Source organism: Xanthobacter sp. BG11Y11_SDJG (genome assembly GCF_057364445.1).
Window position 1 is genome coordinate 1 of sequence record NZ_JBNFNU010000564.1, and the last position, 2,029, is coordinate 2,029.

Below are 2,029 nucleotides of genomic sequence, written 5' to 3' on the forward strand. Positions count from 1 at the left end.
GACGAAGCGCGAGCACATGGCCGGGGCGCTCAGCCGGCGGGGCGGGGCGGCCGCCACCGTGAAAACGTGCCGCCCATGCGGCGGGCGATCTCGGTGAGCGCGGCGATGCGGTTCTCCGCCGCCGGGTGGGTGGAGAACAGATTGTCCATCCGCGCCCCCGACAGCGGGTTGATGATGAACATGTGCGCGGTGGCGGGGTTGGCCTCGGCCTCGTAATTCTCCACCTGGTGGACGCCGCCGGAAATCTTGGCGAGGGCGCTGGCGAGCGCCATGGGATTGCCGGAAATCTCGGCGCCGCCCCGGTCGGCCTCGTATTCGCGCGAGCGGGAGATCGCCATCTGCACCACCATGGCGGCGAGCGGGGCGAGGATCACCATGGCGATGGTGCCGATGGCGCCGAACGGGCTGCCGCCCTCGCGGTTGTGGCCGCCGCCGAAGAACATGCCGAAGTTCGCCAGCATGGAGATGGCGCCGGCGATGGTGGCGGTGATGGTCATGGTGAGGGTGTCGTAATGCTTGATGTGCGCCAATTCGTGCGCCATCACGCCCGCCACCTCGTCCGGGGTGAGCATCTCCAGAAGGCCCGTGGTGGCGGCCACCGCCGCGTTCTGCGGGTTGCGGCCGGTGGCGAAGGCGTTCGGCTGCGGGTTGTCCATGATGTAGACTTTCGGCATGGGCAGGCCGGCATTGTGGGCCAGCTGGCGCACCATGCCGACGAGCTGCGGCGCCGTGCGGTCGTCGACCTCGCGCGCGCCATACATGCGCAGGACCATCTTGTCCGCGTTCCAGTAGCTGAACACGTTCATGCCCGCGGCGACGATGAAGGCGATCATCATGCCGCCCTGGCCGCCGATCATGTAGCCGACGCCCATGAACAGCGCGGTCATGCCTGCCAGCAGGATCACCGTCTTCAGGTGGTTCATCTTCTCCTCCAGGACCCGGATACCGGCCGCCTCCGCTGCATCCGGTTGCCAGCCTCGCGCCGGATCGACGCCATAAGGATGGGAAGCGGAGCTTTCCGCTGCAAGAGGCGCCCGCCGCCGCGCTCAGGCCTGGCGCAGCCCCTGGACCAGGAGGCCCACGAGGCGCCGCGCCTGCTCGGGGCCACGGTCCTGCACCGACAGGCACAGATGCCCGGCGGCATAGAGGAAGTCGCCGCCGGCGATGTCGCTCTCGATGGCCCCCATCCGCGCGGGCGCGCTCGAACGGGCCACGGAAGGCCGGCCCCAGGCGCTCCGCTCCTCCCGCCGCTCTGGCAGGCCCTCAAAGGCGGGCGGCGGACGTTGACGCCCGCCGTCCCGCCCCCTTGATCCTGTCGCCGTGTCCCGGCGCCGCGCCCCCGCGCCGCTTGCTGGCGGCGGGGGGCTCGGCTAGGTTCGGCCGCGCTATCTGGCGAACCGGTCCGGCCTCCCGCCGGACGCTGCAACAAGGATAGGCGGCGTGGACCCGCTGCCCGGTTCCGGCGGCGGCCACCCTGGGATCCATCCGACGAGGGAGGCTCAAGATGGCGAAGATTTCCAAGGTCCTGGTGGGCGAGGCGCTGGTGGGCGAAGGCAACGAGGTGGCCCATATCGACCTCTTGATCGGCCCGCGCGGCAGCGCGGTCGAGACCGCCTTCTGCACCAGCCTCACCAACAACAAGGACGGCTTCACCTCGCTGCTCGCGGTGATCGCCCCGAACCTGCCGTGCAAGCCCAACACGGTGATGTTCAACAAGGTGACCATCAAGGACGCGCGCCAGGCGGTGCAGATGTTCGGCCCGGCCCAGTACGGCGTCGCCAAGGCGGTGCAGGACTGCGTCGCCGAGGGCACCATCCCCATGGAGGAGGCCGACGACATCTTCATCTGCGTCGGCGTGTTCATCCACTGGGAGGCGGCGGACGACGCCAAGATCCAGCAGTACAATTACGAGGCCACCAAGCTCTCGATCGAGCGCGCCGTCGCCGGCACGCCCACCGCCGGCGACCGTGACCGCCGAGCGCGACAAGGCCAAGCACCCCTTCGCCGCCTGACCTCCGGCGCGGCCGGG

Annotated in this window: 2 protein-coding genes and 1 pseudogene; 1 reads left to right on the forward strand and 2 read right to left on the reverse strand. The window is 69.9% G+C overall.

What is annotated here, in order from left to right; translation table 11 throughout:
* Window positions 1-29 precede the first annotated feature (29 nt).
* Complete coding sequence (htpX, locus tag AC2W7M_RS24425; RefSeq protein ID WP_486135613.1) at window positions 30-923, reverse strand: zinc metalloprotease HtpX; 894 nt, start codon at window positions 921-923, stop codon at window positions 30-32.
* A gap of 123 nt (window positions 924-1,046) precedes the next feature.
* Entirely contained in the window at window positions 1,047-1,187 is a 141-nt protein-coding gene (locus AC2W7M_RS24430; protein ID WP_486135615.1) for a hypothetical protein, read from the reverse strand.
* A gap of 317 nt (window positions 1,188-1,504) precedes the next feature.
* On the opposite strand from AC2W7M_RS24430, the pseudogene fae reads away from it, so the two are divergent.
* Window positions 1,505-2,012, forward strand: a pseudogene (fae, locus tag AC2W7M_RS24435) (formaldehyde-activating enzyme).
* Window positions 2,013-2,029: the final 17 nt, after the last annotated feature.